Origin of the sequence: Microcoleus sp. A2-C3, from assembly GCF_036706065.1 — a bacterium.
Classification (GTDB): Bacteria; Cyanobacteriota; Cyanobacteriia; order Cyanobacteriales; family Microcoleaceae; genus Microcoleus.
In genome coordinates, this window is sequence record NZ_JAUBVX010000019.1 from 60,726 (window position 1) to 87,581 (window position 26,856).

General features: G+C 44.9%; 28 protein-coding genes, 1 other RNA gene and 1 riboswitch. Of the genes, 12 read left to right on the forward strand and 17 right to left on the reverse strand.

From position 1 onward, the window contains the following. Positions 1-67: 67 nt before the first annotated feature. From corA to QUB66_RS12770, 4 genes are all read left to right on the forward strand, one after another. The gene (corA, locus tag QUB66_RS12755; protein ID WP_332968141.1) at positions 68-1,234 is read left to right on the forward strand and encodes a magnesium/cobalt transporter CorA; all 1,167 of its coding nucleotides are present in this window, start codon (positions 68-70) and stop codon (positions 1,232-1,234) included. A 327-nt stretch (positions 1,235-1,561) separates the two neighbouring features. After that, an RNA gene (gene rnpB / locus QUB66_RS12760) (RNase P RNA component class A) lies at positions 1,562-1,995 on the forward strand. Between the two features lie 315 nt (positions 1,996-2,310). Then, a complete protein-coding gene (gene rnc / locus QUB66_RS12765; protein WP_332968139.1) occupies positions 2,311-3,024 on the forward strand; it encodes a ribonuclease III in 714 nt (237 codons plus the stop codon). A gap of 210 nt (positions 3,025-3,234) precedes the next feature. Further along, on the forward strand, positions 3,235-4,332 hold the full coding sequence (locus QUB66_RS12770; RefSeq protein WP_265238247.1) for a Gfo/Idh/MocA family protein: 1,098 nt from the start codon (positions 3,235-3,237) through the stop codon (positions 4,330-4,332). A 530-nt stretch (positions 4,333-4,862) separates the two neighbouring features. On the opposite strand, the gene QUB66_RS12775 is transcribed toward QUB66_RS12770, so the two are convergent. Together QUB66_RS12775 and QUB66_RS12780 are read right to left on the reverse strand one after the other, a co-directional pair. Next, positions 4,863-6,920 (reverse strand): sensor histidine kinase, encoded by a 2,058-nt coding sequence (locus QUB66_RS12775; protein WP_265238245.1) that lies wholly within the window; start codon positions 6,918-6,920, stop codon positions 4,863-4,865. A 243-nt stretch (positions 6,921-7,163) separates the two neighbouring features. Further along, positions 7,164-7,433: a hypothetical protein gene (locus QUB66_RS12780; protein ID WP_265238243.1), complete on the reverse strand. Its 270-nt coding sequence runs from the start codon at positions 7,431-7,433 to the stop codon at positions 7,164-7,166. A gap of 150 nt (positions 7,434-7,583) precedes the next feature. Between QUB66_RS12780 and QUB66_RS12785 the strand changes: the two genes are divergently transcribed. Both QUB66_RS12785 and QUB66_RS12790 read left to right on the forward strand, forming a co-directional pair. After that, positions 7,584-8,012 (forward strand): class I SAM-dependent methyltransferase, encoded by a 429-nt coding sequence (locus QUB66_RS12785; protein ID WP_332968136.1) that lies wholly within the window; start codon positions 7,584-7,586, stop codon positions 8,010-8,012. Positions 8,013-8,234: 222 nt separating this feature from the next. Next, positions 8,235-9,647 carry a cryptochrome/photolyase family protein gene (locus tag QUB66_RS12790; protein WP_332968134.1) on the forward strand — a complete coding sequence of 471 codons (1,413 nt, stop codon included), beginning with the start codon at positions 8,235-8,237 and terminating at the stop codon, positions 9,645-9,647. Positions 9,648-9,724: 77 nt separating this feature from the next. Here the strand turns inward: QUB66_RS12790 and QUB66_RS12795 are convergent, their stop codons facing one another. Next, positions 9,725-11,017 carry an RNA-guided endonuclease InsQ/TnpB family protein gene (locus QUB66_RS12795; protein ID WP_332968133.1) on the reverse strand — a complete coding sequence of 431 codons (1,293 nt, stop codon included), beginning with the start codon at positions 11,015-11,017 and terminating at the stop codon, positions 9,725-9,727. Continuing rightward, a complete protein-coding gene (gene tnpA / locus QUB66_RS12800) occupies positions 11,010-11,408 on the reverse strand; it encodes an IS200/IS605 family transposase (protein WP_332968132.1) in 399 nt (132 codons plus the stop codon). The genes QUB66_RS12795 and tnpA overlap by 8 nt, the downstream gene beginning before the upstream one ends. A 647-nt stretch (positions 11,409-12,055) precedes the next feature. Here tnpA and QUB66_RS12805 point away from each other — a divergent pair. Then, positions 12,056-12,313: a DUF2811 domain-containing protein gene (locus QUB66_RS12805; RefSeq protein WP_265238257.1), complete on the forward strand. Its 258-nt coding sequence runs from the start codon at positions 12,056-12,058 to the stop codon at positions 12,311-12,313. 166 nt (positions 12,314-12,479) lie between these two features. Here QUB66_RS12805 and QUB66_RS12810 read toward each other — a convergent pair whose 3' ends face one another. From QUB66_RS12810 to QUB66_RS12830, 5 genes are all read right to left on the reverse strand, one after another. Continuing rightward, positions 12,480-13,172: a response regulator transcription factor gene (locus QUB66_RS12810; protein ID WP_332968131.1), complete on the reverse strand. Its 693-nt coding sequence runs from the start codon at positions 13,170-13,172 to the stop codon at positions 12,480-12,482. Between the two features lie 117 nt (positions 13,173-13,289). Beyond that, positions 13,290-15,512: a hypothetical protein gene (locus QUB66_RS12815; RefSeq protein ID WP_332968130.1), complete on the reverse strand. Its 2,223-nt coding sequence runs from the start codon at positions 15,510-15,512 to the stop codon at positions 13,290-13,292. Between the two features lie 426 nt (positions 15,513-15,938). Continuing rightward, a complete protein-coding gene (psb34, locus tag QUB66_RS12820) occupies positions 15,939-16,106 on the reverse strand; it encodes a photosystem II assembly protein Psb34 (protein WP_265238234.1) in 168 nt (55 codons plus the stop codon). 80 nt (positions 16,107-16,186) lie between these two features. Continuing rightward, the gene (locus tag QUB66_RS12825) at positions 16,187-17,218 is read right to left on the reverse strand and encodes a thiazole synthase (protein ID WP_332968129.1); all 1,032 of its coding nucleotides are present in this window, start codon (positions 17,216-17,218) and stop codon (positions 16,187-16,189) included. Then, entirely contained in the window at positions 17,193-17,711 is a 519-nt protein-coding gene (locus QUB66_RS12830; RefSeq protein WP_332968128.1) for a hypothetical protein, read from the reverse strand. The genes QUB66_RS12825 and QUB66_RS12830 overlap by 26 nt, the downstream gene beginning before the upstream one ends. 45 nt (positions 17,712-17,756) lie before the next feature. On the opposite strand from QUB66_RS12830, the gene QUB66_RS12835 reads away from it, so the two are divergent. After that, positions 17,757-18,458: a Crp/Fnr family transcriptional regulator gene (locus QUB66_RS12835; protein ID WP_332968126.1), complete on the forward strand. Its 702-nt coding sequence runs from the start codon at positions 17,757-17,759 to the stop codon at positions 18,456-18,458. A gap of 251 nt (positions 18,459-18,709) precedes the next feature. Here the strand turns inward: QUB66_RS12835 and QUB66_RS12840 are convergent, their stop codons facing one another. The 6 genes from QUB66_RS12840 to QUB66_RS12865 form a co-directional block, all read right to left on the reverse strand. After that, positions 18,710-19,039: a cupin domain-containing protein gene (locus QUB66_RS12840; RefSeq protein ID WP_332968125.1), complete on the reverse strand. Its 330-nt coding sequence runs from the start codon at positions 19,037-19,039 to the stop codon at positions 18,710-18,712. A gap of 14 nt (positions 19,040-19,053) precedes the next feature. Beyond that, positions 19,054-19,833, reverse strand: a complete 780-nt coding sequence (locus QUB66_RS12845; protein WP_332968123.1) for an SAM-dependent methyltransferase — start codon at positions 19,831-19,833, stop codon at positions 19,054-19,056. A gap of 380 nt (positions 19,834-20,213) precedes the next feature. Continuing rightward, positions 20,214-21,215, reverse strand: coding sequence for a methyltransferase domain-containing protein (locus QUB66_RS12850; protein WP_332968121.1), 1,002 nt, complete (start codon positions 21,213-21,215; stop codon positions 20,214-20,216). 168 nt (positions 21,216-21,383) lie between these two features. Further along, entirely contained in the window at positions 21,384-22,499 is a 1,116-nt protein-coding gene (locus QUB66_RS12855; protein ID WP_332968120.1) for a fatty acid desaturase, read from the reverse strand. Positions 22,500-22,628: 129 nt separating this feature from the next. Next, positions 22,629-23,084 carry a hypothetical protein gene (locus QUB66_RS12860; protein WP_265238219.1) on the reverse strand — a complete coding sequence of 152 codons (456 nt, stop codon included), beginning with the start codon at positions 23,082-23,084 and terminating at the stop codon, positions 22,629-22,631. After that, entirely contained in the window at positions 23,074-23,256 is a 183-nt protein-coding gene (locus QUB66_RS12865) for a hypothetical protein (RefSeq protein WP_265238217.1), read from the reverse strand. Before QUB66_RS12865 ends, QUB66_RS12860 begins: the two co-directional genes overlap by 11 nt. A 305-nt stretch (positions 23,257-23,561) precedes the next feature. After that, positions 23,562-23,706, reverse strand: a riboswitch (cobalamin riboswitch). A 127-nt stretch (positions 23,707-23,833) separates the two neighbouring features. Between QUB66_RS12865 and QUB66_RS12870 the strand changes: the two genes are divergently transcribed. After that, positions 23,834-23,998, forward strand: a complete 165-nt coding sequence (locus tag QUB66_RS12870) for a hypothetical protein (protein ID WP_265238215.1) — start codon at positions 23,834-23,836, stop codon at positions 23,996-23,998. Positions 23,999-24,270: 272 nt separating this feature from the next. Here QUB66_RS12870 and QUB66_RS12875 read toward each other — a convergent pair whose 3' ends face one another. Continuing rightward, complete coding sequence (locus QUB66_RS12875; RefSeq protein WP_332968118.1) at positions 24,271-24,987, reverse strand: LuxR C-terminal-related transcriptional regulator; 717 nt, start codon at positions 24,985-24,987, stop codon at positions 24,271-24,273. Positions 24,988-25,077: 90 nt separating this feature from the next. Here QUB66_RS12875 and QUB66_RS12880 point away from each other — a divergent pair, with 90 nt between their 5' ends. Further along, positions 25,078-25,509 carry a DUF6220 domain-containing protein gene (locus tag QUB66_RS12880; protein ID WP_332968117.1) on the forward strand — a complete coding sequence of 144 codons (432 nt, stop codon included), beginning with the start codon at positions 25,078-25,080 and terminating at the stop codon, positions 25,507-25,509. Further along, positions 25,510-25,938 (forward strand): MAPEG family protein, encoded by a 429-nt coding sequence (locus QUB66_RS12885; RefSeq protein WP_265238208.1) that lies wholly within the window; start codon positions 25,510-25,512, stop codon positions 25,936-25,938. Positions 25,939-26,136: 198 nt separating this feature from the next. On the opposite strand, the gene QUB66_RS12890 is transcribed toward QUB66_RS12885, so the two are convergent. Beyond that, positions 26,137-26,277 carry a hypothetical protein gene (locus QUB66_RS12890; RefSeq protein WP_332968116.1) on the reverse strand — a complete coding sequence of 47 codons (141 nt, stop codon included), beginning with the start codon at positions 26,275-26,277 and terminating at the stop codon, positions 26,137-26,139. An 85-nt stretch (positions 26,278-26,362) separates the two neighbouring features. On the opposite strand from QUB66_RS12890, the gene QUB66_RS12895 reads away from it, so the two are divergent. Continuing rightward, complete coding sequence (locus tag QUB66_RS12895; RefSeq protein WP_265238206.1) at positions 26,363-26,836, forward strand: hypothetical protein; 474 nt, start codon at positions 26,363-26,365, stop codon at positions 26,834-26,836. The last annotated feature ends 20 nt before the right edge of the window (positions 26,837-26,856 follow it).

Sequence of the window (26,856 nt, forward strand, 5' to 3'; positions counted from 1 at the left end):
AGTAATTGGCAATTGTACGAGAAAAATGATAATCTAATTAAATGTTCTAAACGTCAAGAATATCAACATGGCATACAAAGGCATAAATACTTCTAGTGCAGTTACAAAATCAATTAAAGATGATGATGATTCCTACGTTGACTATTTTTACGACCATCCGGGGGCGCTGCCGGGAACTCTCGATTTAGAACCAGATGCGCCGCCTCCAGACATTGTATTAATTGACTATTGCGAGAGCAAAGCTACTCGCCCTAAAAAATTGTTAAATCCTCAAGAAGCTGCTGCGTATTTAGATACAGAATCTGTTTCTTGGGTTGATATGTTGGGATTGGGAAATAAAGAAACTTGGCGACAAATGGGCGATGTCTTTAATTTGCACCTAATGGCTCAGGAAGATGTAGTTAATGTTCCCCAACGCCCGAAAGTTGTAGACTATGAAGAACACCTTTTAATTATTGCCTGGATGGTGATGATTAAGCCTAATTCAGATAATTTTCATAAAGAACAAGTTAGTTTGATTTTGGGTAAACATTACCTGTTAACTGTTCAAGAAGAGCCGGACTATGATTGTTTTGGCCCTGTGCGCGATCGCATTCGTAAAGGACAAGGAACTATTCGCAAGCACGGAGCCGATTATCTGGCTTATACTCTGTTAGATTCAATTATAGATGGATTCTTCCCAATATTAGAAATGTACGGAGAGCGCATTGAAGAATTAGAGGATGAAGTGGTGGTGAACCCCACTCGCAGAACCCTGGAAAAAATCTATAAAATTAGGCGAGAATTGCTGACGCTACGTCGCGCAATTTGGCCACAGCGGGATGCAATTAACACGCTAATTCGAGATGGCAGTGATTTGATTAGTCCAGAGGTACGAATTTACCTGCGCGACTGTTACGATCACACGGTACAGGTGATGGATATGGTGGAAACTTATCGAGAGTTATCGTCGGGTTTGATGGATGTTTATTTGTCTTCGGTTGGCAATAAGATGAATGAAATCATGAAATTGCTAACGGTGATTTCGAGTATTTTTATTCCGTTAACTTTTGTGGCGGGAGTATACGGAATGAATTTCAATGCAGAGAAATCGCCTTTGAATATGCCGGAACTGAACTGGTATTTTGGCTATCCGCTTTGTTGGGCGTTGATGGTGGCGATCGCTTCTAGCTTAGTTTACTTCTTCTGGCGGCGTGGCTGGTTTGAAAATTTTTCTACTATTAAAGATGACTGAGTTTAGGAATTATAAATGCGATCGCCCCACACGACATTTTTTGCGACAAGGCGTTAATAGGTTTGTGATGCCAGTTAAAAAATCCAAATGTAGGACTTACGCCCGCTAACCTCAGAAACCCGGTTTCTACGAGATTTTGTGTTTAGTAACCAGAAATATAGGAATAAACCGGGTTTATAGCCCTTGGTTGCAGCCTTGTCATAAATCCTGGTATTATCAGCCAAAAATCCTTAAGCTCCCAGATTGATCTGTGGAGTAAATCTAAAATTGAAAATCTAAAATCTAAAATCTAAAATCCCTCGATTCCTGTACAATAAATCTGGGGAAAAAGTAGGCGCAGGCGGTTGCGGATTAGCGAAAGCTTGTCTGAGGAAAGTCCGGGCTCCCGAAAAACCAAACTTGCTGGGTAACGCCCAGTGCGAGCGATCGTGAGGATAGTGCCACAGAAAAATACCGCCCCCCAATTTGAAATTGGAGATTGGAGATTTAAGATTACATCAAAAATCGAAGATCGAAAATCGCAAAGTGTTAGGGGGTAAGGGTGCAAAGGTGCGGTAAGAGCGCACCAGCAGCATCGAGAGGTGCTGGCTCGGTAAACCCCAGTTGGGAGCAAGGTCGGAGGGACTATGGTTGGTTTTTTACCAGTTCCGTTCTTTGGTACCGCTTGAGGCGTTTGGTAACAAGCGTCCCAGATAGATAACTGCCCTCGAAAATTGCTTGCAGTTGAGAGAACAGAACCCGGCTTATGTCCGACTTTTTCCCCTCCAATTTTTCGGGTAAAGTGCTGATGGCCAGGCGCACAAAGCAGGAATATTTAGCGCCGTGAGCACCGGAAAATTATTTAGTTGAGTTTGTAGGGTGCGCAATGCGCACCGGTTGACCAAGTTTCAGTGTTTTGATTCTGAACTGAAGCCCCCAAGCAATTTTCCTTGGTTTAAGCCTGAAAAATCGGAACTTAAAATAACGGTCTTCTGCTTTTGATCCGGTTCAAATTTACCACGCTTGGGCAAGGATAAGGTGCGCCATAAGCACCCTACGGAATATTTAGTTTTTTAAGGAAAAGCTTTTTTATTAGTATGAATCAGATTTATCCGGGTCGCCAAAAGCAACTTGAAACATTAATTGAAAAATTGGGAGTGTCAAAGGATGCTGCGATTAAATGGCATTTAGTCGATTTAGCTTTGACTCATGCAAGTGCGTCTGCTAAGGCAAATTATGAGCAATTAGAGTTTGTGGGCGATGCTGTGGTGCGGCTGGCTGCGTCGGAATTGTTGTTTGAGATTTATCCCGATTGTACGGTGGGGGAATTTGCTGCTATTCGATCGATCTTGGTGAGCGATCGCATTCTTGCTAAAATCGCTGACAGTTACGGGTTCGATCGCTATTTAATCGTTTCCAACAGCGCCGCAGCCGACAAAACAGGCGCCGTACCCCGGCTGGCAGATTCTTTGGAAGCCTTGCTGGCAGCGCTTTATTTGAGTGTCCAGACATTAGAATTGGTTCGCCCTTGGCTCGATCCTCACTTTCAACGCCTAGCGGCGGAAATTCGCAGCGATCCGGCCCGCCAAAACTACAAAGCTGCTCTCCAGGAGTTGACTCAAGGCAAATACAAAACTTTGCCCAAATATAGCGTGAAAGAAACGGGGACAGTGCAGGGCGGTGAGGATCGTTTTACGGCAGAAGTTCTGATTCAGGGAGAGTTGGTAGCTGAGGGAAAAGGTCGATCGATCAAAGCGGCCGAACAAGCAGCGGCTCAGGCAGCTTTTAGGCAGTTGACAGTTGACAGTTGATAGTTGGCAGTTGGCAGTTGACAGTTGACAGTTGACAGTTGACAGTTGACAGTTGATAGTTGGCAGTTGATAGTTGATAGTTGATAGTTGGCAGTTGACAGTAGTTATTAGTCATTGGTCATTGGAATTCGCAGTTTTTAGGATGAAAAAGCATACCCAAAAATTAGCAAATATGCTATGATTGCCGTGCGATTTTTGAAATTATTATCAATGAAAATCGGAATAGCTGTATTGGGTGCCGGCCGCTGGGGAGTTAACCTAATTCGCAACTTTCTCGAACATCCCAACAGCGAAGTTTTAGCGGTTGTAGACCAAAATCGAGGTTCATTGGTGGCTGTCCAAAAACAGTTTAATCTGCATCCCTCGGTGATTCTAGCTACCGATTGGTCACAAGTGCAAGGATTGCCCGGACTGGATGCTGTGGCGATCGCCACTCCAGCTTCCACACACTACACCCTCGCAACCGCCGCGCTGCAACAAGGCTACCACGTCTTAGTAGAAAAACCCCTCGCCCTCAACCTCTGTGAAGCAATAGAACTCTGCGAATTAGCCAAAAAACAGCAGCGGCAACTCTTCGTTGACCATACTTATCTGTTTCATCCAGCAGTCGATCGCGGCAAAACGATCATTCAGCAGCATCAACTCGGAACCTTGCGCTACGGTTACGCCCAGCGCACTCATTTTGAACCGGTGCGACACGACGTTGATGCCCTTTGGGACTTGGCCGTTCACGATATCGCTATTTTCAACACTTGGCTAGAACAAAGCCCAATTCAAGTCAGCGCTACGGGGACTGTATTTCCCAAGTCAGAAGTCACAAGTCAGAGTGAAGAAGGAATAAATCAAGAACCAGGATTAGCAGATTTAGTTTGGGTAACGCTGACTTATCCCGACGGATTTCAAGCATTCATTCACCTATGTTGGCTAAATCCCGACAAACAAAGGCGTTTAACAGTTGTTGGCAGTTTGGGAACTTTGATTTTTGATGAAATGTCGCCGGAAACTCCGCTGATTTTGCAGCGTGGTGGTTCAAATCGGGGAGGTGATGAGGATAATTTTGGCGAAAGTGCGATTCCCTACGGGATAGCTTCGCTGCACGGGCTACAGCCAACTACTAGCATTAAACGTCGCGAAATATTAAGTTTAGAACAAGTAGAGCCACTGCGGCGAGTGTGCGATCGTTTCCTCAACTGCGTGCAAACAAATACCCCTTGTCCTAGCTCTTCCGGTGCCACTTCCGTCGAATTAATCCGCATTCTCAGCACTTTGAGCAAATCTCTCGAACTTGGCGGAGAGCCCCTGATATAGCAGTTGAAAGTTGAAAGTTGACAGTTGACAGTTACATAGTACGAGAATCAAACCGTTTATGCTCAAGGGTTATAGGATCTATTCATGACATTATTTATGTCCTAACCTATGTGGCGGTTGCTATACCATTTGAGATTTTAGATTAAGAAAATCAGATCGTGTCCGTTGGAGCGATCGCCATAAAATTGGTTGGTAGTGAGTAATTTATTCCTCATAAAAATCTCCCAACTAAAATCATCACTGCGAACCTTTTATTAAGGATAATTGACCAGACATATAGCAGTTGTAATCGGGAAAAAATCAATCGGTAATCAGAAACAAGCTGGCGGTTCACAAGTTGCTCCCGTGGCAATTACCAATTACCAATTACCAATTACCCATCTATTTGAGAAAAGCCCTAATATAGCGGTTCTCAAGTGTGGTGAGGTATGCCATATGCCCCATGCCCCATGCCCTATGCCCCATGCCCTATGCCCCATGCCCTATGCCCTATGCCGTTCGCGTACCTGATCTTTCTGAGAAAGGCTATATCAGTCATAACTTTTAAAAGTTCCATTTTCCTTTACCAAGTCCGGGCTGTGAAAATAAAAACTTGACTGCTGATTGACAGGCAAAGAAATCATCACCGCAGTACCTTGATCCACCCCCGCGCTGTGCAGAGTAATGCTTCCGATCATAGATTCCATGATCCTGCGGGAGATAGCCAAGCCCAAACCGTTACCCCCAAACTTGCGAGTTGTAGAACCATCAGCCATCACAAAAGGTTGAAACAATTTCTGCTGTTGCTCAGGATCTATACCAATTCCGGTATCTTTAATTGTCACCACCACCCAATCGCTTTGAGTGTTGTTGCCGATCGCATTTTCCGACCCACTCCCGTTAAAACTACCAGAATTAGTCCTCGCTTCGACGCGCACAGATATACTAATGCTGCCCGACTCTGTAAACTTAACGGCATTGCTCAACACGTTTAAAAATACCTGTTTTAGCTTCTCCGGATCTGCCTGAACAATAATCGGAGCGTGAGGAGCTGGCAAGTTTAATTTCAAACGTTTTTCCTCAATTTTAGCGGCTTGCAAATCAATCGCGTCTTCAAGTACCTGAGTAATATCAACTACTTCTAACATCAGGGAAAAAGTGCCGGATTCAATTTTAGCAATGTCCAAAATATCATTAATAATATTCAGCAATTGCATTGACGAGTCGTGGGCGCGTTGCAAGAACTCCATCTCTTCATCTCGGTCATCGCAGTAGCCGTCACGCACAATTTGAATAAAACCAATAATTCCGTTGAGTGGCGTTCTCAATTCGTGAGAAATATTTCCCAAAAATTCATTTTTTAACTGATTGGCAACTTGCGCTTCCTTGGTGGCGATTTCCAATTCTTCTGCCCAGGATCTGAGGCGCTGCACCATGCTGTTGAGTGCTTCTGATAGTTGATTGAATTCTCGAATTTGGAAATTTTCCGGCACTGCTAGGGGCGCTTCTGCTGTATCCACTTTCTGTGCGTAGTCCCTCAGTTTTTCCAAAGGACGCGCTAAGTCGCGAGACAGATATAAAGTCGCGATGATACTAGCAGCAACCAAACCCACAATTAAATTAAATAAAACTTGCTGAATTTCTTCCAAACCTGATAGAGCATAATCTAAACGAGAGACAGCTAAAATAATCCACTTGCTGTTCTCCTTTCTAGTTGAAGGACTAGGGATAGCAGCGTATCCTGCTAGCAACTCTACGCCATTTCTTTCAAAGGAAAATAGGTGGAGAAAAGCCTGTCCGCCAGCCATCGCCCTTCTGAGAATACTTTTTAGTCGATCGGCATCTGCCTCTTGGGCGATATTGCGGCCCACGCGCTTGATATTCGGGTGCGCCAAAATCGTCCCATCTTGGTCGATCGCCACCGTATAGCCAGCTAGAGAACCCTTGGGAGCACTGGTTTGCACCGGCAGTGCCGACTGCAAACTCAAAGCATAACTCAACTGCCGGCTGTTGCCCCGACGAGTGTAAACTGGAGCGCTTAACACCAAACTCACTTGGCTGTCGCGGCCTTCTTTACTCGCATCTGGAAAATCCTCAGCACTCACAGCCACCTTCTTGCTGTTGGCTTTTCCCTGTCGCTGGAGAGGCCACGACAGACTGATGTAAACGCTCTTCTCATCCAGCAGAGTTTGCTGCTGCTGCACTGGCGGCCACAACTTGGCAGGTAGCGACTGAATCGGCTGCTGCCCGCAAGTGCTCGCTATCACTTGATTTGTCTGTATATTAGTCAATTGCAAGCAATCAACCTGGGCTGGCAACCGCTGCCCTAATTGCGCGATAAACTTTTGATAATCCTTCGGCTCTACAGACTGCAACATTGAGTTTTCCGAAGCGCCAATCAGATTGGACTTCAGCGATTTCGACCACTGTTCAATAGTTTCTGCTTTTCTGACAGCACTTTCTGTCAAATTTTGACGAGCAGTTTCCAGAAGCGTCGATCGTGCCTTGCGATAGGTAACATACTCCCCCACCAGTAGAACAGGCACGCTGAGCAACAAAATCCGCGACAGTAAAATACGGCGAAAGGAGGATTGACCTAACTTAACCATAGGACATATCAAAATTAAGGTGCAACACCAACAGCGACCATAGTGCAATCAACCAGACGGAAAGCGCGAATCGGTCTAGGGTGCTCCGCTGACGAGACAACACAGCTTCAGAACAACATTTAAACACAATTATAGAAGCCACTGTAGTAATCTCGATTCTAAGTGTCTTAACTTAAGGATGCTCAGCAATTTGTTTGGTCAAGGCCTGTGATTTCGGTCACACTTCCATCCTCAATGGGAGGCTCAAGTTGCACCCGTGAGCCCTGGGGCAAAATCTTTCAGGCTGCAAAACAGGCTGGGGTTGACAGACCGCTGTTGGTTAAAGGTAGAATCTTCTGGATGCACTAGCAGTCGAAAGTAAGAGGCAAAAATTTCTGTCTCCCCCTCGTGTACGGAGAGAATGCTGGCTCGATCGCACTTTTGTTTCCGAATACCTGCGAGCTCTGCCCCATCGGATGGGCGATTCGAGATGCTGCACCCCGCAAGTGGCGAACATTGGCCCAAACAGTGCACCCACGCTCCCTAATTTTGCGGTCTCGGCAATAGTTGACCTAGCTGAATCGATGAAAAAAAACTCCAGCAATTATACGTATTATTACACAAACAAGCGTCCCAGATATGATCACGCTTATTTGGTATCTCCCCTAGAAATGGTGGCGACACTTGACTGAGGCCAGCCAGACAAAACTCGGAGTTTTCGATCTCGGCTGTGGCAATGGCAGCCTCAGTCACCTCATCGCAGAGCACGGCTGCGAAGTTGTCGGCGTTGACACTTCCGCACCCGGAATTGCCATCTCCCGCCAAAGTTTTCCCGATTGTCAGTTTATCCAAGCAGATATTTACGAACTCCTCGATACCGATATGCTGAACAGATTTGATATTGTCTTAGCCCTTGAAGTGATCGAACACTTACTTTATCCGAAAGAACTGGCGAAAAATGCAAAAAACCGTCTCAAACCGGGAGGCAGGCTAATTATTTCCACACCATATCACGGTTATTTAAAAAACCTGGCATTAGCTGTTTTTGGAAAAATCGAAAACCATTTTGCCGTATTTTGGGATAACGGTCATATTAAACTTTTTTCTGTATAAACGCTGATAAAATTATTAGTATATGAAGGATACACCGACATTAAAATTTAATTTGTTGGTCGGTGTCCCTATCTGATAAAATCAATGTTATCCTCTAGTAAATTCACATAAAAATCTGAAAGTTTATGATTTTTTATTGTGAGTTGTCAGCAAAATTTGTTTTCTGACTTGACAATCAGCCCTCAGCAAAAGTAAAAAATAAGTTTCAGGGTAAAACATAAAATGACTGTTGGCGTTTGGATATTAGGCGATCAACTTTGGCACAACCAAGCTGCTCTCAACCGCACAGATGATGAATCTGCCCTACCCGTAATTTTAATTGAATCTTGGCAACAGGTTCAACAGCGCCCCTACCACCAACAAAAATTAGTCTTAATTTGGTCGGCAATGCGCCACTTTGCCGAAGAATTGCGCGGCGCAGGCTGCCAAGTCACTTACACAACATCAGCCGACTTTGAAACACCTCTGAAAGCTTGGATTCAAGCTCACGCCATTACGGAATTGCGGGTGATGGCGCCGAACGATCGCCCTTTTTTACGGCTCATCCAAAACTTGCAACTTCCCTGCAAAATAAGCTTAATTCCCAACAATCAATTCCTGTGGAAAGAAACAGAGTTCAGAGATTGGGCATCCAGCCGCAAACGTTTGTTAATGGAAGACTTTTATCGAGCCAGCCGCCAGCGCTTCCAAGTTTTAATGGATGGCAATAAACCAGTCGGAGGCCAGTGGAATTTTGATAAAGAAAATCGCCAGCCGCCAAAAGGTAAACTCAATACACCGAAAGCTCTTTGGTTTGAACCGGATGCTATAACTCAAGAGGTGATAGAGCAAGTTAAATCTCTATCTTTCCCAACTTACGGCAATATTGAACCTTTTCGCTGGGCGGTGACGCGAGAGCAAGCTTTGCAAGTATTAAATGATTTCATCGAACAGCGTCTCCCCACTTTTGGCCCTTATCAAGACGCGATGGTAACGGGGGAGGAAACTATGTGGCATTCCCTAATTTCTCCGTATCTCAATATTGGCTTGCTGCATCCTTTAGAGGTTATTCAAGCAGCCGAAGCAGCTTACGTCGAAAAAAAATTAAATTTAAACAGCGTCGAGGGTTTTATCCGCCAAATTATCGGGTGGCGAGAATACATTCGCGGTGTTTATTTTTACGTGGATGCTGATTATTTTCAGAATAATTGGTTCAACCACACTCAGCCGCTGCCGGAGTTTTTTTGGGACGCTAGCAAAACGGATATGAACTGTTTGCACCAAGTTTTAACTCAAGTCGAAGGCAGCGGTTACGCGCACCACATCCAGCGGTTGATGATTTTGAGCAATTTTGGTCTAATTGCGGGAATCTCGCCCCAGGAGCTAGAAAACTGGTTCCACAGCGCGTTTGTTGATGCTTACGACTGGGTGATGCAGACGAATGTGCTGGGCATGGGTTTGTTTGCTGATGGGGGTGTGTTGGCGTCGAAACCCTATGCTGCGTCTGCAAATTATATCAATAAGATGAGCGATTATTGTCGGGGTGTAAGTTCGATCGCCAAGTGCGATCGGGCGAAAATGCCTGTCCGTTCAATTTTTTCTATTGGGACTTCCTGGCGCGCCACCGCGAGAAGCTTCAGTCGATCGGGCGAATGAGCTTTATCCTAGCAAATCTCGACAAAATGTCGCCGGAAGAATTGGCAACCATCCGCCAAAAAGCCGCAGACTGGCACTTAAGAATTGATACTCCCCATGCCGTGCATGCGAGGGGATTCTTGAAGAGTCCAAATACGAACCTTCAAAGGCGAAATCAAAGCGCCCCTACTGACTCCTTCAAGGCAAAGCCCTAAAGTTGTCGCTACTTTTCGCAAAATGTTTGCAGCGCCGTTGCAGTCTGCATTAATTTTGCTTCCATCTTTTGAGTGATACAAGCCACGCTTGACACGTTTCCCAGACTCTTTCCACCCTTCGGGTTTTTCACCGAACTTAGGTAGTTCATCCGAATCTAAAAAACTCGCCTTACTCGTATAGCTTTCTTCAGTTTCAACAAATTGAATGCCATGTTGTTCGCAAAGCTGAGAAATCCTATCCTTTAATCGTGCGGTAGGAATTTGCACAAAACTTTGATTAGTTTTACTTCCAAGATTGATTTCTTGACGCATTCCTTTGTTCCAGCCAAATACGATAGTGCCTATTTGGTTCTTTAGGCAGTGATTCAATACCAATCTAGCTGCTTTATTGACGGCATCCCTAACTTGTCTATTTCGTTTTTCCGTAATTCTCCCTAATTGTTTAGACCAAAAGCCTTGAGGCTTGTCCTCTTTGACTCCTGCAACTCGTTTGTTGTACCACTGATTTAATGATTTTAGGTGCAGTCCATCTACAATTAAACTTGTCCCCACATTAGACACACAGGTCAGCCAATTATTTAGCCCTGGGTCAATACCTAGAGCTTTACTAGCGTCTAACTCAACTGCTATCGGCGGGACTTTATAGACAAATTCAGCATAAAATTGCCCATTTCTTGGCAAGATGCGAATTTCTCGGATTTTGTCGTAATCCAAGTTTGACGGCATTGGCAGATAGAATTCACTAATTCCAAACCATAGTTTAACTTTACCTCCTAGGGGAAACCTTAATTGCCCATTTTTTAACTTTACATCCGCCTTGGGAAACGTCGCCAGCTTAAGGCTGTTTTTGCGGTATCCCGGCAGTTTAGGGTGTTGTGTGACCGTACCTTTTTTGATGCCCTTAAGTAGTCCAATATAAGACTGAAATGACTCTGCCACAGTCGTTAAAGTCTGTTGAGCTACGTGAGAATACAATGCCTTGAAATGGGGATTGCCTTTCAACAGTCTGTGTAAAGTGGCTTTCCTTGGGAATTTCCCAGTTTTGAAATACAATTGCCGAGAATAGTAAATCCCGCAATTGGCTAATTTGTTTGATTCTTCACAAACAAATTCTAGGATACTTTTCAAAGCTTGATCTGGGCTAATTAAATTTTGTTGGCAACCATAGTTAAACATTTTTTTGATTTTCAATATACTGCTTAACTACTGAGATAGGCGCACCACCGACAGTTGAAATAAAGTAACTGTTAGTCCACAGCGTCGGCAATCGGCTCTTTAGCCAAGGAAATTCTTGGCGAAGATATCGAGATGAGCGCCCTTTCATGTAACGAATTAGTTTGGCAATCCCAAATTGAGGATCGCATTCGACTAAAAGGTGGACGTGATCTGGCATTACCTCCATCTCGATCAATTCACTCTTAAACTCAGTCGCCACATCTAATAATATCTCTTTCAGACGAGTCTCAACGCCTTCAATTAAAACCTTGCGACGATATTTGGGACACCACACGATGTGATATTTGCAAGAGTAGACAATGTTTTTGTTTGACTTGTATTTAATGCTCATACTATAGTTATACAGCATAAAGCTGTATATGGTGCTAATTCAGCATTAAGCTTTGTTAAATACTGAAGGCGGTTGAAACCGCTGCCGACTTATCCCCATGTCTAAAGCCAGGGGCTTGCATCTCGCTTTTCGGTCAGTAGTCATTAGTCAGTAGTCATTAGTCAGTAGTCATTAGTCATTAGTCATTAGTTATTTGCTACCGATGCCCCATGCCCCATGCCCCATGCCCCATGCCCTTTGCAATTCTTATTTTTTCCCTGACTTTTCCCTAAACATTCCACAGCGTTTCCACAGGCAAGTCTGAGGTTTTCCACAGATTTCAAAAAGTTTTCCACAGAAATTAACGGCACGGTCGGATCTTGCTGCGGAATTGGGGATTTAGTTAACCTCTTGCCAAATCCCTCAGACAAACCTCAAAGATATAAATTTATGTAACAAAAAATGCGCCAAAAGGCTGATTATTGCGTAAATATTTTTTTTACATAAAGGACTTTGTAATATTTTGCAACATTGACAAACCCACCTCCTGATACGCACAATGATGCGACCGACCTAAAAAAAAGCGCTCTGATTTCGGCTGTGCCTGCACCTGTATCCGGCCGAAAAGGGGGTTCTGTTTTCAATTTATTAGCGAGACTAAAAAAATGATGAACCCAACAGTCAGTATTTTTGCCGAAATTCCCGAAACGCTGCACGATTCTCTCAAAACTTACCTGGAAACTCATCCCGAATGGGATCTAGACCGAGTATTTTCCGCGTCCCTGTCGCTGTTTTTGTTGCAGAATGCTGATAGCGGTACGCCGGAAGCTTCGCGCAGCTACCGCCAAGCTGCGAGAGTTTATCTCGAAACTCTGTTTCAATCGCCTCAAGACTTGCACAGCAATAATGTAAGTCCTTCGTCGTGAAGAAGATGGGAAGATGGGGGGATGCCTGCTGGCGGGGGCGCTGCTTTCTGCTAGGGCGTGGGGAGGATAGGTTTACAAGTATCCTGGATTGTGAATCAAAGATCTTGGTGAACCCACCCCCTACAGCCTGGTGCTTAAAGATCCGGCTGCCGAATGCCGAATCCTACTAGGCTTTTGGCTCAAACTTGTAACCCACTCCCCGGACGGTTTGAATCATCGAAATTTGGTTGGTATCTGGTTCAATTTTGCGGCGAATTTGACCTATATGGACATCCACCACGCGATCGGCTCCCACATACTCGTAGTCCCAGACTTCATGCAGCAATTCCGATCGCCTCCACACGCGACCGGGTTTGCTAGCCAAACAGTACAGCAAGTCGAATTCTAAAGCAGTCAAAGCCACTATCTGATTGTTGAGAATCACCTCGCGGCGGACGGGATCTATTAGTAGCTGTCCAAAGGTAAGACTTTGTTGTTGAGTCGGAGTAACAATGCGTTTACGCTTCAAAATTGCTGCAACGCGAGCTCCAATTTCTACAAGACTAAAAGGTTTAGTAATGTAGTCGTCAGCACCTTCGGCAAACCCTTTCATTTTGTCAGCTTCATCGGTTCGGCAGGTCAGCATCAACACAAACACGCCCGTGCGTCTTTGCATTTCTTGACACAGTTTGTAGCCAGTAGTATCGGGTAAATTTACATCTAGAACTACTAAGTCAGGATTGAGTTGCTCAAATAATTCCAGACCGGTCTGACCGTCTTCGGCAGACTCTAGTTGATAACCTTGCTGGCTCAAAAAACGGTGAATTAAATTTCGGATTGCCGGGTCGTCATCAACCACAAGGATTTTTACAGGGGCCATGACCACAACTTTGCTTGAAGAATTAGGCAAGAATATTCAGCCATAATAATAGAAAACTGGGTACAAATCTCGAAAAAATTGAGCTTTTAACAGTTATAGCCATATTTATAGCCATATTTATAACCTACGCAAGATTTCAGGCAATAAATCTCCGGGAATTTTGGATAAGGCTAAATTTTGACCTGGCAGCCCACATTCACTATAGAAAGCTCTAATCGTTTTCACAATATAACTCAATGCTGTTTGCCGGGAATCGGCAGCTTGGGAGTTGGCTGGGGCTTGCAGGTTAAGTTTATCTCCATATATTAACCCTTTGTCGTTGAGATGTTGTCCCCAGGCAGTGCACACTTGCAACTGGTGGTGCAGTGCTGCTTCTAGATGGCTGGTTTGGGCGACTTTGTTGGTGGCGAAATCTGGATCTGTGGCTAGTTGATAGTGGGCTAGTCCGAGATTGTTGCGGGCGGCAAGAGTGTCAAAAGTGAGTTGGGTTCGATCGAGCTTGCCGGCGATATCCAGGGCAGCTTCGTAGGCGGTAATCGCCTGCTGTAAAGATTCCGTCCGCGCCTGTTGCTGCTGGAACTGGTTCGCCAAATGCCAATAAGCGGTACCGAGATTGTTGTAGGTAGCTGCTGCTGCTGCTGGTACTAATTCTCGGGTGCGATATTTCAAGGCTTCGCGGTAAGCATCAATCGCCCTGACTAGCAGGAGTTCTGAGGGTTCGTGCTGGGCGAGGTTCCAGCAAGCAGTACCGAGGTTGTTTTGCACTCCGGCATAGTTGAGCGGTTCTCGATCGGGACTGTAACAGCAGAGGGCTTGAGTGTAAGCGGAGATCGCGCTTTTGAGATAGACGATCGGCTGACCATCTTGAGCTAAATTCCAGTATGCTGTCGCCAAATTATTCTGAGCCGCCGCGTACTGCTGGGGTTCGGCTGCGGGGTCTAGATCTAGTAGCGCTTGTTGGTAAGCTGCAACTGCTTGCTGCAAGTTCTCTGTCTTGTCTTGATAGCGGGCTAAATCTGCCGCAGCGATTCCCAAATTTTTGTTTAATCTCACGCGGGTTTGAGGTTCACTGTCGGCATCTGTGCGGTTCAAACCTTCAAGGTAGAGGGCGATGCTGCGTTCGAGACAGGATACCGGATCGGCGGAGTTGAGGCCATTCGTGCGATCGCGCGACAGCATCCAGTAGAAAGTGCCGAGATCGTTGATTAGATCGGAAATTGGCGGTAGGCTGTTGGACTCGTACTGAGTTAAATTTTGTGTCAATTGGGCAATTAGCCGCGCGCATTCGTCGGTTAGTGGTTGATGTTGCTGCGAGTTGTCGTCGAGTTCCAGGTATGCAATCACTTGCTCGATCGCGCGAATAGCAATTGTCAGGTTTTGCGGGGAAGCATCTCCGCCCAAAATGCGATCGCGGTAGTAATTTCCCAAACTGTAATAAGCCAAAGCCAATGCTTCGGAACAGCACTGATGTTCTTGCAGCAATTCGATGTATTGCAGGGTTTGCAGCGGCAGTAAATTGTCTTCCGATGCGAGATTATCTGCTGCTTCCAACTCCTCGGAGGCCGATGCTAGCACCAAATCTGCCAGTTCTACGGATTTAGAATCTGTTGTGGCCGAGGGAGAATCGGGAATTGGGGATGGGGAATCGGGAATTGGGGATGGGGAATCGGGAATTGGGGATTCTTGAGACTTTGAATATTTTAAAACTTTGTCGCCATAGTCTCCGTTGTCCCGCAAGTTTCCGAAGTTTTCCGAGTGTCCGAAGTCTTCCGAGTGCCCGAAGTCTCCCTTCGCTGGAGTTGGTTCGCCTTCAAACTCAAATACTCCGGTGCGCCATTGCCAAAATTCCGGGGCCGATTGCTCGATCGAACTTAGCCAAGGGCGCGAAACCCACAGCAACAGAGTAGACTCGCACATTTGCAGGTTTGCTTCGATGTCTCTCAAATGGCTCAGGAACGACCACTGCACGGCTGGTGAGTGCCTGGTCAGGTGTTCGGCTCCGAGAATTTGAAATCCCGGCAAACGGCCTCCGCTGCCACCGTTTCGGGGCGGTGGGTGTTGGGTCAGCCACGCGGCGATCGAGTCCCAAGGATTTGGATCGCTCACGTCGAGTTCCAAACTGACAAATCGGGGATAGTCGATCGAGGAAGGACGAGAAATCGAGTCAGCACTGTCGGTGGCTAATTCTGCCTGCAAGCGGGCTGCCAGACAGTCGCGCAAACACAAGTCGTCACAGGCGGCGATAAAAATTTGACGGCGTAAGTTGAGGTCGATCGCCTGTTTCAAGCGTTGATAGATCTGCTTGTTCGAGCTAGAAACTTTTTGGGAAGGAGTAGACATCACAGTCTGGCGATTTTAGATTTTAGATTTTGGATTTTAGATTTTAGATTTTGGATTGTAGATTGTAGATTATAGAGTTGAGAGTTGAAATCGCCGATAGGCGATCGCAACACCGACCCATTCGGCAGTCAATCGCACCGTTAACCACCACAGGATTGTAGATTTTCAATTAGCAATTTTATATTTTTGACGCTGCCGTCTGATTAATTGCCGCCAAGTCCCTGAACCTCATCGCCCCAAGCAAACCACCAAATTTCTGCTGGTCTTATTTAGTTTTTCAGCTCGCTCGGCACTGTTCAGGATTATCGCAACTACCTGCTTTTCATTGAAACACAAAAACCATGTTTACCTTGGTAGGGAAACATGGTTTGTTGAATGATTATTTAAAATTCTGATTTGAAGCAGGTTTGAGTGTCAGCTCAGCTTTTAGACTGAAGCAGCCACATACACCAAACCGGCCACCAACAGGAATGCTGCAACACCTAGGATGATGTAGTTCCGCTGCTGGTTTTTGTCGGGAGGTTCGGCGCCGTAGACTTTCGGCTCTTTGGCAAAGTTGTTCAAGCGTCCGTCTTCTTCGGTAGTATAAGGCATTGGCAACAATCCTCAATATTTTTGATTGCCATCACTTTACCAAAAAACGCTATCAAAGCGCCGCCCTTAAGTTCAGGAATTTATTTTGAGTTGACAGTGCCTGTCTGAGGAGAAGAGGCGATCGCATAATCTTTGACAGGCATTCTTCCTGCTAAGTACGCTAAACGTCCCGCTTCTGCTGCCATTCCCATTGCTTTTGCCATCGCCGGGGAATTTTGGGCATTGGCGATCGCCGAATTAATCAACAGTGCATCAGCGCCCATTTCCATTGCTTGGGCCGCTTCGCTGGGAGTGCCGATTCCGGCATCGACTACCACAGGAATTTTCACCGTGTCAATAATGATTTGAATATTGGCAGCATTATTGATCCCTTGCCCGGAACCGATGGGCGAACCTAAAGGCATGACAGTTGCACAACCGACTTCTTCGAGGCGTTTTGCTAGCAGCGGATCGGCATTAATGTAAGGCAAAACGGCAAAACCTTCTTTGACTAATTGCTCTGCGGCTTCCAAAGTGCCGATCGGATCTGGGAGCAAATACTTAGCATCAGGAATCACTTCTAACTTGACAAAATTATTATCTTCCTGCCCCAAAAGCTTTGCCATTTCCCGGCCCAAACGAGCCACTCTAATCGCCTCATCCGCAGTTTGACAACCAGCAGTATTGGGCAGCATCCAAATTTTAGTCCAATCAAGAGCCTCTGCCAATCCTTCATGACCGGGAGCATTTGTCTGCACCCGCCGCACAGCTACAGTCACAATTTCGCACCTGCTAGCATTGACACTTTGCTGCATTTCGGCAATGCTGCGATATTTTCCCGTCCCCGTCATCAAGCGAGAATGAAAAGTTTTGCCAGCAATCACCAGAGGTTTATCTAAAGATGGCGTTGCTGTATCTACTGGATAGCCAAAAATGCTGTATTCTACTGCCTCTTCCCACTGCTTTCGACCTCCGAGCATTGCTTCAAGCTGCCAAGCTTCTTCAATAGTTAGATCGTCGTGGGTAACAGCAGATAAAATTTGCCCTAAAGTAATTAATTTAGCATCTCGCGGCATATTGTTCTGCAATCCCCGCGTTACAATCTCTTTAAATTCGCTGAAATGATCTTCCATTTTTCCACTCTTCCCTTGTGATGATTTGAATTTGTTCGCTGTTGACAACAAAAAATATTTTTTGAATTTGCTTTTCGGTATCCCAGAACAGAGCTTGTTTGATGCCAGCGTTGATTTTCCAGACATCGTAATTTTCTCGGTTGATGTGAAAAATAACGGTTGCTGCACCTTGCTTTTTTGCTCTACTGATGCCTTCTTGCACTCTGTCTCTAATATTTTGAGTCTGTTCTGTCAACTCCTTAAATTCGCAAATCTGACCGTCAATCTCAGCATCTGGCGTTCTCACACCCTCTGCTGCTTGTTCGATCAAAATTTTAACTCTCTTGCCTATTTTAGCCAAAACTTCAGCAACAAAGATTTCCGAATCATTAAGATTGTGTTGTTGGTGGATGAGGACAAATCCGCCAGCTACCTCATCAAAATAATATCGCTGATATTCGGGTTCGGCATTTTCGTAGATGGCTTTGCTTGTCTGGATATATTCTGAATTCACCGTTATTATACTCTCAATGGACTCCGATCGCCTAAAGTTAAATGTATGAAAGCAACTGTCGAGCAACTGGCCGAAATTGGGATATTTGCCAGCTTAAACCGAACTGAATTGGAGCAATTGCAAGAACATACAGCAATTCGGACTTACCGACAGGGAGAAGTTGTGATGTATGAGGGCGATCGCATCCCCGAAAAATTATACACGCTTTTGAGCGGTTCTCTGCGGGTGGCAAAAACAGCGGTGGCGGGTAAAGAAACAATTCTCCGCACCCTATTTCAGGGAGATATGTTTGCTGCGCCTGCTTTGTTGGGTGACGGGATTGCGCCGGCAACGGTGACTGCTGAAACTGATGTGGAGGTTATTACCACAGAACGGGATTTTTTGCTAGCAGCAATTCGAGAAAATCCTGAGATTGCTTTGCGAATATTGGCGGTTTTTAACCAGCGGTTGCAGCAACTACATGAGACTGTACACGGTTTGGTGTCGGAAAGGGCGATCGTGCGGCTGGCCCGATTCATTCATTACTTTGGCATCGAGCAAGGCACGAAGATTGTAAATAATAGTGTATGTTTAGAAAAACGTTTGCCATACTATCAAATTGCTCGCAGTATTGGCATTACCTATGAAGAATGCGTGCGCTTATTTAAGAAACTTAAGCCGTTTGTATCCTACAGTCGAGGCGGTAAAATTACTGTGTTGGATTGGCATAAATTGGAGGATATTGCCTCTGGAGATGAAATAGATTAAAGCCTTCCCGAAAATAAGACGGTGGTTTAAATCGCGCCTACAACGAAGATAAGACGGCGGTTGAAACCGCGTCTACAAAAACAAAGTCTGCCTCCGCAGACTCAAGATCAGATAATTTTAACCACTCATTCTTCAACCCGCGGAGGCGGGTTTTGTTTGTGTCGCCGCGAATTCCATTCGCCGGGTCTTATTCTCACGAATTCCATTCGCCGGGTCTTATTCTCACGAATTCCATTCGCCGGGTCTTATTTTCACTCCGAAAATGTCAAAACAAACGCCAAATTTTCTTCGGCTTTCAAAGCGTGGGGAGCGCGAGCGGGCATGAATACAAATACTCCCGGTTCCAAAACTATATCCTTACCTTCGAGCGTCAAAACTCCTTTTCCTGCGACTACATTAATTGTCGCATTCCGCGCTGAATGGTGTTCGGCAATGTCCGAACCTGCTGCCAAACAAAGTAAAGTATGCTGACAATTATTGTCTTTGACTAAGATTTTGCTCTGCACTCCGGTGGCGGGATATTCAATTGTGTCTCTGAGTTGGATTGATGAAGATTGTAGCGGTAAAATGGTAGCAGTCATAATTTTTTACTCCGTTAAGATTGTTTTTGAGCACAGATGATGATATAGCCTAAATCCTCTTGGTACTTCTGGAAAACTCGACGCATTGCTAAGATACGATCGCGAATTTGCGATCGGCTTAAAACATTCCACAAAATTCGCGCAGTACCCACAAACCCTTCGTCATCAAGCATTCGCCGCAAATTGAGGAGTCCCATCGCCCCGGTTTGACACTTTTCTACTTGCAAACCCGCGTTTTGACAAAGAGCAATCCAGCCCGACTCAGACAAAGGTGTTGAATTAACTCGAATCACTTCCGATAAAGCTTTGTGAATTTCTGCTTCTCGGTTTTTGGCTAAAAGTTCGTGAGAGAGAAACTTGCCACCCGGTTTTAGCCGATCGCCAATTCCTGATAAAATCTTCGCTTTCCCCGACGGCGACTGCATCGTCAGAATAGCTTCAGCCAACACCCAATCAAACTCTTGGGTAATCCGATCCAAGTGCAAAATATCTCCTTCGATAATTTCCACTCGATCGCTCAAACCCGCTGCTGCAACGTTAGCACGGGCGCGCGACACACTGTCGGGATTTTTCTCAACTCCCACTACTTTTACACCAAAACGTTCTGCAAGGGCGATCGAACTATATCCAAAACTCGCCGCCAACTCCAAAACAGTATCCCCAGACTTAAAATCCGCCAATTCTAATAACATTTCTGTAGCAGCTTTTCCCCCCGGCCTCAGCATTGTCTTGCCAGCGGCTGCTAGGACTTCATGGCCCGGCGCAGTCTTAAAATTGAGAGTAGTATTGGTCATAGATTTGACCTCCTATTTAACCTTACTCTCAGTTTGCCAAATTCTTCCAAATCTGTCTATGAGCTAACTCATATTCAAATAAGATAGGACTTACGGTTGAAACCGCGTCTATATAAACGAATATGGCGGTTGAAACCGCGTCTATATAAACGAATACGGCGGTTGAAACCGCGTCTACACAAACGAAGTCGGCGGTTGAAACCGCATCTACACAAACGAAGTCGGCGGTTGAAACCGCGTCTACACAAACGAAGTCCGCCTCCGCGGACTGAAGAGAATAACGTAATTTTAATTGCAATATCTTCAACCCGCGCAGGCGGGTTTTGCCTGTCTAGACGCGGTTTCAACCGCCAGTCTTCTTAATTTTAATTGCAATGTCTTCAACCCGCGGAGGCGGGTTTTGCCTGTCTAGACGCGGTTTCAACCGCCAGACTTCTCTCTATCGAATTTGCTCGGATTGCGCGGAACATTCCAAAGCGACAAAGCCCCGCACCAAATGCTAACCGCATTAGTAAAAGAGTCGGTACTTCTCGCAGAGACTTGATGAAACCCGATACACCAAAACGCACTAATCCGGCCGGTCTAACTATACCTTGCCAGATAGAATCTATCCATGAAGGAAGGGTTTCTTTCGTCCAATCTGCGGTAGTCACAACGCCCTCCACCAACCCCGTTGCTTCTAAAAGTTCTGAAAAGCCTTCGATGCTTGAAAAAGCCGGATGTGACCATTGATCCAGCAGTTGCTGCATTACAGGTTTCTCCCAGAAATTGAGCGGGATTTTGCGATCGTCTCTTTGATTCCAATCCGCCACAACCAGCACGCCACCGGGCTTTACGACTCTCATTAACTCTTTCGCAAACACGGCTTTATCTGGCATATGGGGCCCGGCTTCGATCGACCAAACCACATCAAAACTCGCATCTGGAAACGACAGCGCCATAGCATCATCCACCCGAAACTGCAAATCAAGTTCTGGCGGAGTTAATTCTTGAGCACGTTGAACTTGCTGCGGGCTGATAGTAATCCCGGTGACAGCAAACTTATAATCCTGCGCCAGAATCCGGCTGCTACCACCAATTCCACAGCCCACATCTAAGACGGTAGTACCAGCAGGTAATTGATCCAAGCCGCCCCAGCGCACCATTTCATGCACAAAATCCGATTTAGCTGCGAGGAAATCTTTCCGTTGTGGCGGCGCACCGTAATGCCCCAAGTGGATATGTTCGCCCCAATAAAATTCCAAAATGCCGTCTTCCGTCCATTCATCGTAGGAATTGGCCACAGAATCGGATGATTGATAAGGGCGAGCCGTGATTAAATAGATCGTAAGGGCGATCGCCAGTAGTGCAAACACCACTCCAACTACAACAAATAAATTCATTTTTCACCTTCTCTCAAGAGCAGAATGTATAGAAGTGGACAGTTGACAGTGGACAGTTGACAGTTCCATAGTAGGGGAATCAAACCATTTATGCTTGACGGGTATCGGCTCTATTTTACTCGTTACCAGGATCCTGCCTGGTAACGAATATCTGGAGGCTCTGCCTCCTTAATTGGCTACACTGCTGAATTTAATTTCTGCTTGTTCTTGAAATGATGCAATCGATTGCAGACTATCTGAATCAGCATCCCAAAGAATGAACTTGAAACAATCAGGAATATCGCGAAGTGTCAGTATTTTTGAATTAGTCAACAGGTGAATATTAGCATTGTGACACGCCCGAAGATTGTAGTTAGGTATTCGCTCAGAAAGATGATGAATATTGTGGTAAGCAATATCAGCCGAAAACCAATTAAGAATAGTTGGTAATTTGAGATAACTACTGCCTTCAATTGCGCCAAGAAGATAGTCCCAACCCTCTGTTTTATGAGCGTAGGAACCCTCAAAATTATGCTGAACAAAGAAGATACAGATAAATATCGCCGCTGAACAAGTCATCACAATTGAGTAAACACTCCAGAAAAACCCCACCCCAAGTAAGTTGCTCAGATAAATCCAGCTACCAACAACACAAATATTGTTGAAGAGTAAATCCCAAAACTCAGCCGTCGTATACCAATGTTTGGATTTATAAGAGGCAATGATTCCAGATAAACCCATGCCAGAATCTTGATTTAGACAAGTAAAAATATGTTGAATAAAACCAACAGTCCCCAAAATCAGCGCGAGTCTGGGCTTAATGATCAGGTAGAAAAAACCACCAGGAAACAGCATAAATGGGTGTCTCAGCAACTGATATATCTTTTGATTAAATGGACTTAGCGCCGCAAACTTTTCTGTAGAAATCAACGCCGAAGGGCCTCGGTACATATCCCAATTACCATTATGTTTGTGGTGATAGGCGTGTCCCCTCGACCAGGGGTACTGAGGAATCGCATTGATGATACCTAGCAGGAAACCCACGGTGCGATTGACTTTTTTGGAACTAAACAGAGAATAGTGTCCGCAGTCGTGCATCAACGAGAAACAACGACCAGAAAAAAGTGTCATTAACACGATTATCGGTGGCAGAAGCCATACAGAAATGGCAGCAGCTTTAAATGCTAAAAACCATAAAAATGTATAGGGAATCACTGTATTGAGGATTTGGCAAGTAGCTGTGAAATTGTTGCTCTTCATGTAAGGAGATAGCACAAAATCCGACTTTTTGATCGCGCTTTTCATTGAGTATGTTTGTAGTGTGGATAAGTGCTGAACTGAGAATTAGAATGTGGGCGTTTTGCCATTATAAAAATAAATTAATGGCAGTTTGCTTTTAACCCATATTTAATAAACCTGCTGATAATATTGAGTTCATTGTCTTCTCATTTGGCTTGTATCGTAGAGTTGAAATTCACCCCAACGCTGACGTACTTGGTCATAACAATCAACCGGAGGAATCGCCAACCGTTGCAGTAAATCGATTTCAATTTGACCGTCACCTGTTAGCAGAATAATAATTTCTTGGGTGGGATTGTATGTTGCAATAATTTGAAGCAAATTTGAAATGGCGCATGGCTCTAATTCGAGTCGTCGTAAATAATCTGTTACTGATAATTCAGTGATGAATTGCAAGTAATGCGGAATTGTATCAGTCTGCCAATTTACAGGTGCATTGACAGGTAGATCGACATCACAAACCGTCATACCTCGACCAAGGGTTAAAAATCCATTCCAAGCTGTGTATCCAATTGTCAGCATATTTTGGTGGATGAACTTATTCTGCCAATAGCTAAAGCTACCTTGCCGCTTGTTATTTTCAACTTGCATTGGCTTGATCCCCCAGCACTTTAGCATATTTCACCATATTTTTCAGCGATGGAACAGTCTGAAATAAAGCATCTGTCTCTGATTTCCCACTCGCAAATGCTTCCAGGGCTTTCTTAACTTCTAGGTTTTTACCAATCCGAGGATATCTCAATGTCTCAGCTAGAATCGTCATAACTCAACTTATTTCAATGATTAAATTTGTGAAAATTGACAGCAAAAATATACTGAGGCTGAGTTCAAACAGTTACAAAGTATGATGATTTTACTGTAGAGTAGCGACAGACTACACGGAAATAGTTAGCGATTGGTAGACATCGCCTTTTATTCACATTTACGCAGAAACTATTACCGACTAAAATCTATCAGGAATCAGTGAAGTCCAATCAATATCGTTCTAAGTCAATAGATCGATCGCCAAAACACATAAATTTTGAGAAAGCTGAATTAACCATCATCTATGCCTCGTAGACGAAAAAGAACAGGTTTGCGATATCGGCGGGCCTTCTGACTAAGAGACTGTATCATCTCATCACAGTTGCGGGACAGCGCCGGACTTACACCGGACTTTCCCCGTTTCTTCCAACGGTTGCTTTTCGTTGAAACCGATTTTTGCACATCTATGAGCTTATCACAATTTTGGCTTGTTTGCATAAAAAACTGTGAAATCTGTCACCAGCGCCACAAATCGCTGCACCGGAACGCATTAATACGACTGGTTGGTGGCAAAGGCGATCGGCGTTGGGTGAGGTATGGCACTCTTGTGGCTTGCATCGTCTGTGGCACACTTTACCCTTCCACAAGGGTTCAACTCTGAACTCGATCGCACGTTCAAAACTTGGGCGACTCCCGAAAACTTTTTATTTGCGGGCTATATGGGCGATCGACAAAATTGCAAAAGTCATCAACTATCTTGAAATACATCTGCGTCGATCTGTGTTGCATCTGCCCTGAATCAGCAGTCAATTTATCGATCGAAAATTCATGCAAAAGGTCTGATAATCCAGAACTATAAATCATACTATACGGCAAGTCGCAGACACATAAAAATCTTGATAATTTGCTTGATGAGAATGTGACAAGACACAAAATAGGCGATAGTTTTGGGTTAGATCGGGTATTCCTGCATTTGCAAGTTAACGCTCAGTTATACCGCTGGTTAGTCAGTGAAGGCGCAAGCAAAAGGTTATTAGTCAGTGTTGAGTACCAAATCAGATAAAGACTGTTTTACACTTGGCAAATGGTGTTTCGTAGCAGAAAGTTGTGCAACCATCTGTGCGCGAGATGAAACCTCAAGCTTGCGGAACATTCGCTTCAGAGCTTGCTTCACAGAATTCTCAGTAATCCAAAGTTCAGTCCCAATTTCTGCGTTGGTTCGTCCCAAAGCAACCAACTCGGCAATTTGCAATTCACGAGACGTTAAGCGATCGGTTTTGAAAGGTTGGTATTGCGATCGCACTGTTGCAGTCCAAACAGACAAGTGCAAACAGATGGCACTCAAATCAGCTAGATTTTGTGCATCAAAGGCAGGCATTGACTGTTCGCGAGTGCAGCCCAATACACCCACTAATTGACCGCAGCTTACAATCGGCCCCGCCATCACGTGCCAATGATCGGGTCGAGGACAAATCATAGTCCAAACCTTGGGTGATGCTACTAATGCTTCGTGAACGGGAGCATGACGCTCTACTAAATAACGTACAACAGGATTATGTTCGATTGATAGTCCATTTTGCAGTGTTTTCTGAAGATTGCTATTTACCAAGGGCAGTCGATCGAAGAAAAAGACTGCCGATCGCTTAGCTGCAAAATACTCACCGATTTTCGGCACGACTTGCGATCGCAGGTCTTGTTCATCTTTGACCTGGTTGATGGCTTCAAATAAATGCTGTAAGGAATTTGTCATGGTCATGATGGCAAAAAGTGTACCCGATCGGGGTCTATAACTACTGAATTACTCAGCTTATATTATCAAAAGTATCAAAAATAACATGACATGACCATCAATTCGGAAATTGAGCGCGCTCCCATCCGTTCGATGCAGATTGGGTTTTATGCGATTTCCGTCGTGTTTAACCTCTGCTTGATTGCTCAATTGTTAACGGTTGGAGTCGCTTACTTTGTTAATCCTGCATGGTGGGATATTCATGTTTGGCTAGTCCGAGGATATAGCGGGCTGTCATTATTATTGCTGGGATGGTCGCTCATCACTCGATTCTCACCCCAAATACAACGTCTCACTGCAAGTCTACCCGTGCTGCTTGGACTACAATTTTTTACCATTCATCTCAAGAGTCCTTTTCACTTACAGGTACTCCATCCTCTGATTGGATTTACATTACTCTTTGTTTCTTCAAGCCTTGTACATAGCGTAGGGCGGATTTTATCGCCCGCCAATCTTCATAACGATCGAGTTGAAAAGGTATAAATGATGCAAAATGCAATTTTCAGCCCCTTCTTTGCAATGGTGTTTCTGACACTTTTAGTCTGGGTGTATATGTACATCCGCCGTATCACTTTCATCACAAATACAAAGCTCGACCCGAAGGATCTGGCTGTACCTGGTACACTGGCGCAGATATCGCCACCAAACGTATCCAATCCATCAGATAACCTCAAGAACCTGTTCGAGATTCCCGTCCTCTTTTATGCGCTGGTGTTATACCTCTTCATCACGAAACAGGTAGATGCAGTTTATGTGAATGCCGCTTGGATCTTCGTTGTCTTTCGCGCATTGCATAGCATCGTTCATTGTACATTCAATCTGATCATGCTTCGGTTCTACCTGTACCTATTTTCAACTCTCATGGTGTGGTTCATCGCAATTCGTGCAGCCCTTAGCCACTTTGCTACATAGGTAAGCTAATCAGCATTTAAATTGCATGGTAAAATAAATTTTCACTCTTGTGGGGTGGGCATCCTGCCCGCCCTCAACATACAATTTAAATGCACAACAGCTTATGCGCTTCATTTCGTTTTAATAAATGACCGTTCTACAAGGGGCCAAGCTGTAACTCGATCGCACTCTCAAACATTCGGCGAGTCCAAAATCTTTTTATCCGTTGGGAGGATGATACGGGCGATCGACTTTCCAGCCTTTATCGCGCCGCCTGCGTAGCTGACAAACCGCCCCGGAAAGCCAAAATTGACACAACACCAGAGAGGATTTTGCCTCAACTCCTGGAAACGGGAACACAAAGAACGATCGCACTTGCGATCGCTCTTTGTGTTCGGAGCTCTAACTTGCTACAATTTAATCGCACACGCAACTAAAAGAGATTATGAGCGAACTATTAGATGAGACGCTTTCTATTGAAATCGCCACTCGCATTAAAAGCAACCGGAAAAACTGCTTTGATAACGCTTCCAAAGCAGCATTAACCACCGAAGGTGCAATCTACATCCAAGGATTTTTAGCTGCACCCGGAGCACCGTACAAACCCATCGAGTATAGCTGGATTGAACTCAACGAGCGGATTGTTGACCCAACTTTCCCACATCTCGGCTTCAGCGCTCAAGACATTCATTACTTTCCCGCCCAGCGATTGAGCATCAAGAAACTCAAAGCAATTCTAGATGAGTCAAAAGAAGATTATCCAGAAGATGACCCGCTACCGGTTTACGGCAATCAACCTTATGAATATTACGGCGATGTGATGTTAGGCGGCAAAGATTACCAAAATGCTTACGATTTGGCTTCCGCTAAATGCAGGGAATTGAACCAACCCAAAAAACAGGAATCTGACGAATCATGATTTACTGAAAAATGATTTTA

Bases quoted from the DNA above. Each gene is read 5' to 3' on its own strand.
- psb34 (WP_265238234.1), bottom strand. From the start codon at position 16,106: ATGCCTTATACTACCGAAGAAGACGGACGCTTGAACAACTTTGCCAAA.
- QUB66_RS12895 (WP_265238206.1), top strand. From the start codon at position 26,363: ATGAGCGAACTATTAGATGAGACGCTTTCTATTGAAATCGCCACTCGC.
- QUB66_RS12855 (WP_332968120.1), bottom strand. From the start codon at position 22,499: ATGAAAAGCGCGATCAAAAAGTCGGATTTTGTGCTATCTCCTTACATG.
- QUB66_RS12835 (WP_332968126.1), top strand. From the start codon at position 17,757: ATGAAAGCAACTGTCGAGCAACTGGCCGAAATTGGGATATTTGCCAGC.
- QUB66_RS12815 (WP_332968130.1), bottom strand. From the start codon at position 15,512: ATGTCTACTCCTTCCCAAAAAGTTTCTAGCTCGAACAAGCAGATCTAT.
- corA (WP_332968141.1), top strand. From the start codon at position 68: ATGGCATACAAAGGCATAAATACTTCTAGTGCAGTTACAAAATCAATT.
- QUB66_RS12875 (WP_332968118.1), bottom strand. From the start codon at position 24,987: ATGACAAATTCCTTACAGCATTTATTTGAAGCCATCAACCAGGTCAAA.
- QUB66_RS12805 (WP_265238257.1), top strand. From the start codon at position 12,056: ATGAACCCAACAGTCAGTATTTTTGCCGAAATTCCCGAAACGCTGCAC.
- QUB66_RS12845 (WP_332968123.1), bottom strand. From the start codon at position 19,833: ATGACCAATACTACTCTCAATTTTAAGACTGCGCCGGGCCATGAAGTC.
- QUB66_RS12870 (WP_265238215.1), top strand. From the start codon at position 23,834: ATGGCACTCTTGTGGCTTGCATCGTCTGTGGCACACTTTACCCTTCCA.
- QUB66_RS12770 (WP_265238247.1), top strand. From the start codon at position 3,235: ATGAAAATCGGAATAGCTGTATTGGGTGCCGGCCGCTGGGGAGTTAAC.
- QUB66_RS12860 (WP_265238219.1), bottom strand. From the start codon at position 23,084: ATGCAAGTTGAAAATAACAAGCGGCAAGGTAGCTTTAGCTATTGGCAG.
- QUB66_RS12810 (WP_332968131.1), bottom strand. From the start codon at position 13,172: ATGGCCCCTGTAAAAATCCTTGTGGTTGATGACGACCCGGCAATCCGA.
- tnpA (WP_332968132.1), bottom strand. From the start codon at position 11,408: ATGAGCATTAAATACAAGTCAAACAAAAACATTGTCTACTCTTGCAAA.
- rnc (WP_332968139.1), top strand. From the start codon at position 2,311: ATGAATCAGATTTATCCGGGTCGCCAAAAGCAACTTGAAACATTAATT.
- QUB66_RS12865 (WP_265238217.1), bottom strand. From the start codon at position 23,256: ATGACGATTCTAGCTGAGACATTGAGATATCCTCGGATTGGTAAAAAC.
- QUB66_RS12825 (WP_332968129.1), bottom strand. From the start codon at position 17,218: ATGGAAGATCATTTCAGCGAATTTAAAGAGATTGTAACGCGGGGATTG.
- QUB66_RS12880 (WP_332968117.1), top strand. From the start codon at position 25,078: ATGACCATCAATTCGGAAATTGAGCGCGCTCCCATCCGTTCGATGCAG.
- QUB66_RS12795 (WP_332968133.1), bottom strand. From the start codon at position 11,017: ATGTTTAACTATGGTTGCCAACAAAATTTAATTAGCCCAGATCAAGCT.
- QUB66_RS12790 (WP_332968134.1), top strand. From the start codon at position 8,235: ATGACTGTTGGCGTTTGGATATTAGGCGATCAACTTTGGCACAACCAA.
- QUB66_RS12840 (WP_332968125.1), bottom strand. From the start codon at position 19,039: ATGACTGCTACCATTTTACCGCTACAATCTTCATCAATCCAACTCAGA.
- QUB66_RS12775 (WP_265238245.1), bottom strand. From the start codon at position 6,920: ATGGTTAAGTTAGGTCAATCCTCCTTTCGCCGTATTTTACTGTCGCGG.
- QUB66_RS12850 (WP_332968121.1), bottom strand. From the start codon at position 21,215: ATGAATTTATTTGTTGTAGTTGGAGTGGTGTTTGCACTACTGGCGATC.
- QUB66_RS12885 (WP_265238208.1), top strand. From the start codon at position 25,510: ATGATGCAAAATGCAATTTTCAGCCCCTTCTTTGCAATGGTGTTTCTG.